This is a genomic window from Methylobacterium sp. WL6 (assembly GCF_008040095.1).
Classification (GTDB): Bacteria; Pseudomonadota; Alphaproteobacteria; order Rhizobiales; family Beijerinckiaceae; genus Methylobacterium.
In genome coordinates this window covers 1-7,263 of sequence record NZ_VRVH01000233.1, presented here as the reverse complement: position 1 = coordinate 7,263, position 7,263 = coordinate 1, and the positions used below count along the sequence as shown (strand labels likewise).

Annotated in this window: 6 protein-coding genes; 4 read left to right on the top strand and 2 right to left on the bottom strand. The window is 70.4% G+C overall.

All coding sequences use genetic code 11. From position 1 onward, the window contains the following. Positions 1-26: 26 nt before the first annotated feature. The gene (locus FV230_RS21780; RefSeq protein ID WP_147843889.1) at positions 27-2,225 is read left to right on the top strand and encodes a TonB-dependent siderophore receptor; all 2,199 of its coding nucleotides are present in this window, start codon (positions 27-29) and stop codon (positions 2,223-2,225) included. Between the two features lie 54 nt (positions 2,226-2,279). Here the strand turns inward: FV230_RS21780 and FV230_RS21775 are convergent, their stop codons facing one another. Both FV230_RS21775 and FV230_RS21770 read right to left on the bottom strand, forming a co-directional pair. Continuing rightward, positions 2,280-3,926, bottom strand: coding sequence for an acyl-CoA synthetase (locus FV230_RS21775; protein ID WP_147843888.1), 1,647 nt, complete (start codon positions 3,924-3,926; stop codon positions 2,280-2,282). A gap of 75 nt (positions 3,927-4,001) precedes the next feature. Continuing rightward, the gene (locus FV230_RS21770; RefSeq protein WP_147843887.1) at positions 4,002-4,598 is read right to left on the bottom strand and encodes a PAS domain-containing protein; all 597 of its coding nucleotides are present in this window, start codon (positions 4,596-4,598) and stop codon (positions 4,002-4,004) included. A 484-nt stretch (positions 4,599-5,082) separates the two neighbouring features. Here FV230_RS21770 and FV230_RS21765 point away from each other — a divergent pair, with 484 nt between their 5' ends. From FV230_RS21765 to FV230_RS21755, 3 genes are all read left to right on the top strand, one after another. Continuing rightward, positions 5,083-5,790, top strand: a complete 708-nt coding sequence (locus tag FV230_RS21765) for a ParA family protein (RefSeq protein ID WP_246694951.1) — start codon at positions 5,083-5,085, stop codon at positions 5,788-5,790. After that, positions 5,774-6,091, top strand: a complete 318-nt coding sequence (locus FV230_RS21760) for a ribbon-helix-helix domain-containing protein (RefSeq protein WP_147727996.1) — start codon at positions 5,774-5,776, stop codon at positions 6,089-6,091. The genes FV230_RS21765 and FV230_RS21760 overlap by 17 nt, the downstream gene beginning before the upstream one ends. A gap of 325 nt (positions 6,092-6,416) precedes the next feature. After that, positions 6,417-7,263: septal ring lytic transglycosylase RlpA family protein (locus FV230_RS21755; RefSeq protein ID WP_147843886.1), on the top strand; the 847-nt coding region annotated here is incomplete at its 3' end.

Genomic DNA, 7,263 nt, shown 5'->3' with positions numbered 1-7,263 from the left:
GCCCCACCCCGAACCCGCGTCGCCTCGTGCTGGCCGGCGCCTCGCTGATCGCGCTGGCGCCGTTCGTCCTGCCCTCGTCCGCGCAGGAGGCGACCGCGCCGCGCCGCGGCGTCGGCGAGCCCTCGGCGCAGGGCAGCGTGCGCCTGGAGGAACTGACCGTCGAGTCGCGCGACGGCACGGCGGCGCGCGTCGTGGTCCCGCGCGAGGATCCGCGCGGGCCGATCGACGGCTACGTCGCCAAGCGCACGCTGACCTCGACCAAGACCGACACGCCGCTGATCGAGACGCCGCAATCGGTCAGCGTGATCGGCCGGCAGCAGCTCGACGCGATCAAGCCCCAGCAGATCGGCGAGATCATCAATTATTCGGCCGGCGTGTTCGGCAACGCCTTCGGCCCGGATTCGCGGGTCGACTTCTTCCAGATCCGCGGCTTCACCGCGAGCGACACCGGCCTGTACCGGGACGGGCTGCAGCTGTTCAACTACGGCTTCGCCTCCTACAAGGTCGATCCGTTCGGGGTCGAGCGCGTCGACGTGCTGCGCGGCCCCGCCGCCGTGCTGTTCGGCCAGGGCGGCCCCGGCGGCCTGATCAACATCATCAGCAAGAAGCCCCCGCTCGAGCCGTTGAACTACGTCGAGGTCGGCGGCGGCTCGTTCGGCCAGAAGTACCTCGCCTTCGATTTCGGCGGCCCGGCCGACACCGAGGGCCACTGGTTCTACCGCCTGACCGGCATCGGCCGGCAGGGCGGCACGCAGGTCGACGGCCTCGACGAGAACCGCGGCTACATCGCGCCGAGCTTCACCTACAAGCCGGACGGCGCCACCACGCTCACCGTGCTGACGAGCCTGCAATACGACGACACCGGCCGCATCAACGCCTTCCTGCCCTACCAGGGCACGGCGCGCCCGGACGTGTTCGGCGCGCGCATCCCGCGCAGCTACAACGTCCAGGACAAGGACAACAACGTCTATCGCCGGACGCAGTACAGCCTCGGCTACGAGTTCGAGCACGTCTTCGACGACACGTGGACGTTCCGGCAGAACCTGCGCTACGCGTACAGCGAGTCCTACGACAACTCGTTCAGCATCAACGGCTACGCCGACCCGCTGCAGACGCAGCTGGCGCGCTACCGCTTCCGCGCCACCTCGCGGATCGGCGCGTTCAACGTCGACAACAACGCGGTCGCCCGGTTCAACGACGGCTTGTTCCGGCACACCTTCCTGGTCGGGCTCGACTACAAGAACGTGCAGCTGAACGACAACCAGGCGACGGGCGGCTTCGTCGGCCCGGCGGTCGCGAACTTCAACCTGCTGGCGCCGAACTACGGCTCGCCGACCGTGGCGGCGGCGCCCTACCTGGTCAACTACGACGTCTTCCAGCAGGTCGGTCTCTACGCGCAGGACCAGATCAAGCTCACGCCCGAGCTGACCCTGGTGCTTTCCGGCCGCGGCGACTTCACCTCGAACGAGGTCAACAACCTGCTGGCCAGCACCGTCACGCGCCAGACCGCCAACGCCGGCACCCAGCGCTACGGCCTGATCTACAACTTCGATTTCGGCCTGGCGCCCTACGTCTCCTACGCGAGCTTCTTCAACCCGCAGATCGGGACGAACTTCTTCAGCCAGCCGTTCAAGCCGACCACCGGCGACCAGTACGAGGTCGGCGTGAAGTACCAGCCGCCGGGCTACGACGCCTTCCTGACGCTGGCCGCCTTCGATCTGACCCTGGCCAACTCGCTGACGATCGACCCGAGCAACAACCTCAACCAGCTCCAGCTCGGCGAGACGCGCTCGCGCGGCTTCGAGGCGCAGTTCGTGGCCAACCTCACCCGCGACCTCAACGTCACGGCCTCGTTCACGACCTTCAACATCGAGGTCACCCGCGGCGACGTCGGGGTGATCGGCCGGGCGCCGACCGCGACCCCGGAGACGCTGGCCACCGTGTTCGCCGACTACACGATCCCGGGGGGCGAGTGGCGCGGCTTCGGCTTCGGCGGCGGCGCGCGCTACGTCGGGCGCTCGTTTGCGGACACCGCCAACACCCTGACGGTGCCCGAGCGGGTGCTGTTCGACGCGGTGGTGCACTACACCCGCGACAACTGGCGCTTCGCGGTGAACGCTCAGAACATCGCCGACAAGCGCTACGTCTCGGCCTGCCAGTCGACTGCGGCCTGCTTCTACGGCGAAGCCCGTCGCATCACCGCGAGCCTGAGCTACAAGTGGTGAGCCTCCCGCGGGCGGCGCGCGCCGCCCGCGTCGCCTGCCATGATCCTCGGCTCCCTACGATTCTTGCCCCGGCTCCTGCCGCGCCCGCTCGCGCAGCAGGTACTTCTGCACCTTGCCGGTGGAGGTCTTGGGCAGCTCCCCGAACACGATGGTCCGGGGCATCTTGTAGGCGGCGAGCCGCCCGCGGCACCAGCGGATGAGGTCGTCGGCGCTGGCCGCGGCGCCGTCCCTGAGCTCGACGAAGGCGCACGGCGTCTCGCCCCACTTGTCGTCGGGCTTGGCGACGACCGCGGCAACGGCGACCGCCGGGTGCTTGAACAGCGCGTCCTCGACCTCGATCGAGGAGATGTTCTCGCCGCCCGAGATGATGATGTCCTTCGAGCGGTCCTTGAGCTGCACGTAGCCGTCGGGGTGCTTCACGCCGAGGTCGCCGGTGTGGAACCAGCCGCCCCGGAACGCCGCCTCGGTGGAGGCCGGGTTCTTGAGGTAGCCGCGCATCACCACGTTGCCGCGCATCATCACCTCGCCCATCGTCCGGCCGTCCGCCGGCACCGATTCCAGGGTCTCGGGGTCGCGCACGTCGAGGCCCTCGAGCACGGGATAGCGCACGCCCTGGCGCGCCTTCCTGGCGGCCTGCGCGTCGGCCGGGAGGTCGTCCCATTCGGCATGCCACGCGTTGACGACGGCCGGGCCGTAGCTCTCGGTCAGCCCGTAGAGGTGGGTGACGGCGAAGCCCGCCTCGCGCATGCCCGCCAGCACCGCCTCCGGCGGCGGCGCGGCGGCGGTGAAAAACGCGACCCGGTGGGGCAGGGGGCGGCGCTCGGCGTCGGAGGCGTTGATCAGCAGCTGCATCACGATCGGCGCCCCGCACAGGTGGGTGACGCCGTGCTCGGCCATCAGCGCGTACATCGCCTCGGCCCGGACCTGGCGCAGGCAGACATGGGTGCCGGCCACGATCGACAGCGTCCACGGGAAGCACCAGCCGTTGCAGTGAAACATCGGCAGCGTCCAGAGATAGACCGGGTGCTGCCCCAGGCTCCCGGTGACGACGTTGCCGAGCGCCAGCAGCGCCGCGCCGCGGTGGTGGTAGACCACGCCCTTCGGGTCGCCGGTGGTGCCGGAGGTGTAGTTCAGGCTGATCGCGTCCCACTCGTCGTCGGGCATCGCCCAGTCGTGCTCGGGATCGCCCTCGGCGAGGAACGCCTCGTAGTCGCGGGTGCCGAGGGCCTCGCCGGCGCCGGCATAGTGCGGATCGTCGTAATCGATCACCAGCAGGCTGCGCCCGGACTGCGCCAGCGCGTCGCGCGCGACGCGCGAGAACTCGCGGTCGGCGACGAGGACCTTGGCCTCGCCGTGGTCGAGGCAGAAGGCCAGGGCCGCGGCGTCGAGGCGGGTGTTGAGGGTGTTGAGCACGGCGCCGGCCATCGGCACGCCGTAGTGGCACTCGATCATCGCCGGCGTGTTGGCGAGCAGCACCGCGACGGTGTCGCCCCGGCCGATCCCGTGGGCGGCGAGCGCCGAGGCCAGGCGGCGGCAGCGGGCGTAGAGCTCGGCATAGCTGCGCCGCAGGGGCCCGTGGATCACCGCGACCTGGTCGGGAAACACCCGCGCCGCCCGGTCGAGATAGCCCAGCGGCGTCAACGGCTGGTGGTTGGCCGGATTCCGGTCGAGGTCGCGGTCGTAGATCGTGTCGCGGCGCATGGCGGCCTCCCGGCGAGCAAGGCCCGGACAGTACCGCGCACGGCAGCGTGATCCAACGGCCTGCGGCCGCCCGGATCAGTGGTGGCGCTCGGCCCGGAGCTCGCCGAGGGCGCGCGGATCCTGCAGGAACTTGGCGAGCTCGAAGCCGATCTCGATCATCAGGCCGTCGATCAGCTTGGTCAGGTTCGCCTCCCCGAGGCCGTCGGCGAGGGCGCGGAGCGCGATGGCGTGCTCGGCCATGCGGTTCACGAGGCGCTCCGTCTGGCGCAGGTCCGCCGACCGGTTCTCGGTGAGATCGATCGCGATGCCCCGCCCCTGCGCCGTCTCGTCGACCGCATTGCGCTCGACGCGCCCGCGGATGAGGAGCTTGCGCACGCCCGCCGCCGATTCGACGGTCCGGAACTCGGCCTCGACCGGCCCGCCGATCTCACCGGCCGCGTGCAGGCAGCTCTCGACCCGGCTGCGGTCCTCGGGATGGGTCCGCTCGAGGAACGTGTCGATCGATACCCCGCCGGCGGCGACCTCGGGATCGAGGCCGAGCAAGCCGGCGAAGTCGCCCGACAGCGTGAGACGCCCCGCCCAGTGATCGTGCACCCAGGCGCCGACGACGCCGGAGGCGTCGAGGACAGCTCGGAGCTCGTCGTTGGAGTGCGGGTTCGGAGCCTGTGCCATGCAACTCCTAAAGGCCGGCGGCAGCAAAAATAAACTTGAGGTGCGATCGACGGACGGGATGGCGCCCTCGAAAAGCAATCTAAGGCATCGCTTCCTCTAAGAAAAGTGAGAACCGACAGGGAGCCCTCGAAAACAAACTTGAGGTTGGAAAAACCCTCCGCATCCCGGGTCTCGGGCCGCGTTCCGGAGCCGGCGGATGGCGAGCGGATGCGGGCCGGCCCGAGACGGGGCCGCCTCCGTTAACGGCCTCTTAACCATAACCGACGCGATATCGGGATCACGGCATCCCTGGGTCACAGGATCCTCGCCTTCGCGCGGAGCTCCCCGATTCTAGGTTGCCCGGAGCGCGTGCGCCGCAACTCCGGCTTTGGCCTGCGAACGGGACGGCGGCATGCCCGCGCCCGGCAGGACGCCGGATCGTGCCGCACCGCGACGCGCATGCGCGCGCTTTTGAGCCAAGGCAGCTTGAACCGAGGACCGGCCGATGAAAGCGATCACCTTCGTCACCCAGAAGGGGGGCAGCGGCAAGAGCACGCTCTGCATCTCGCTCGCGGTCGCCGCACAGGAGGCCGGCCGCTCGGTCTGCATCCTGGAGATGGACCGGCAGGCCACGATCTCCGACTGGCTCGACCACCGCACCGCGGAGGGCCCCGAGGTCGCGCAGATCGATGCGACGCAGATCGACGCCGTGATGACCCAGCTTCGGGACTCGGCCTACGACTACGTCTTCATCGACACGCCCGGCGTCGATTCCACCGGCACCCTCTCGGCGATCCGCGCCGCCGACCTCTGCATCATCCCGTGCCGGCCGACGCCCGCGGACCTGCGCGCCTTCAAGCCGACGCTCGCCGCCGTATATCGGCTCGAGAAGAAGTTCGCCTTCGTCCTCAACCAGACGCCGCCGCGCTCCTACCGCATCCGCGACGCGGCCGACGGCCTCGCGGTGCTGGGCATCCTGCCCGACGTCAACATCGTGGCGCGCACCGACCACCAGGACGCGATCGGCGTCGGCCAGGGCGTCACCGAGTTCAACCCGAAGGGGCAGGCGGCGGGCGAGGTGCGCCGGCTGTGGTCCTGGATCGAGAAGCGCACGCAGGCGGGTAAGGTCGGATCGGCACAGGCGGTCTCGGGCAAGCCCGTTTCGGGCCAGACCGGATCCGGCAAGGCGGTGAAGCATGTCGAAGCCGCCTAAGCTCAATCTCGCCTCGATCGTCGCGGCCTCGGTGCCGGCCGCGCGCGCCGTGCCGCAGACCGCCGAGATCGTCCAGCTCGACCGCGGCGCGAGCCCGCCGAAGCGCGGGCCCGCCACCCTGAAGGAGCGCGCCCGGCAGATGTCGGTCTATCTCGAGCCGCCGGTCTACGACCAGCTGCGCGACCTCGCCTATGCCGAGCGCACCAAGATGCACGCGATCATGCTGGAAGCCCTCGACCTGCTGTTCAAGCAGCGCGGCGCCCGCTCGATCGAGCAGCTCTCGGAGCCGCTCCAGCGCTGAGGCTCCGCAACCGCACCGGCGAGATCACGGGTACGGGCCTTGCCCCCGCCCGGTCTCGCCGATCCGCGTGCGAGCGGTTTCTGAACGATCCTGGAACGTCTTGGCGCCGAACGCTCAAGCGATGCGGGAACGCGAAACCCTGTGAATCGCGGCGGTCGGACGGCGCGCGGCGCGTTCCGTTCAGGCTTCCTTTACGGCGTTCGGACAAGTGTCGGCTCGTTCGGTCGCCGCCCCCTTGTGCAGGGGGCGAGCCGGACGCCCCGGCGTGACCGCTCCCGTGCGGGCCGGACCTTCGGCACGTGGCGTACAGGCGGATCCGGTGGGCATGGCGCGTTCGACGCTTCTTCGAATCCCGGATTCGCGCCGCGGCCCGCTTCCCTTGCGGCGCCTGCTCGCGGTCTCGGCGATCGCGCTGGCCACCGCCAACTGCAGCACGAACCCGCAGAAGTTCGCCGGCCCCGCCGGCAACGGGCTCGACCCGAAATACGGCGTGAAGACCAGCCCGCGCCTCTACAACGAGGGCGACGTGATCCCGAAGGGCGGCGGACGCCGCTTCTCGGGCAAGCCCTACGTGGTCGCCGGCCGCACCTACGTGCCCAAGGAGGATGCCCGCGGCTACGTCCGCGAGGGCCTGGCCTCGTGGTACGGCGCCGCCTTCCACGGGCGGATGACCGCCAACGGCGAGGTGTTCGACCGCCACTCGATCGCCGCCGCCCACCCGACCCTGCCGCTGCCGAGCTACGTCCGCGTCACCAACACCGCGAACGGCTACTCGATGGTGGTGCGCGTCAACGACCGCGGCCCCTACCATGCCGACCGCGTCATGGACGTCTCGGAGGAGGTCGCCCGGGCGCTCGAGTTCCACAACAAGGGCACCGCGCACGTGCGCGTCGCCTATCTCGGCAAGGCCTCGGTCGCCGGCTCCGACGACCGCAAGCTCCTGGCAACGCTGCGCACCGACGGCGGGCCGGCGGGCGTGCGCACCCCGGTGATGGTGGCCGATCTCGGGCCCTCGGAGGAGCCGGAGCGGTTCTCGCGCACGACGCCGGCGCCGCTGGCGTTCAAGCCGGCACCGGAGCGCGAGGAGCGCGACGAGGCCCCCGCCCCGCATCCGGTGCGCGCGCCGATCGTGCTGGCGCGGGCGGCGGTGGCCGTGCCGGCCGCCCTGCAGC

What these genes read in the sequence shown, in the direction of transcription:
- FV230_RS21775 (WP_147843888.1), bottom strand. Translation starts at nt 3,926, where the DNA reads ATGCGCCGCGACACGATCTACGACCGCGACCTCGACCGGAATCCGGCC.
- FV230_RS21770 (WP_147843887.1), bottom strand. Translation starts at nt 4,598, where the DNA reads ATGGCACAGGCTCCGAACCCGCACTCCAACGACGAGCTCCGAGCTGTC.
- FV230_RS21765 (WP_246694951.1), top strand. Translation starts at nt 5,083, where the DNA reads ATGAAAGCGATCACCTTCGTCACCCAGAAGGGGGGCAGCGGCAAGAGC.
- FV230_RS21760 (WP_147727996.1), top strand. Translation starts at nt 5,774, where the DNA reads ATGTCGAAGCCGCCTAAGCTCAATCTCGCCTCGATCGTCGCGGCCTCG.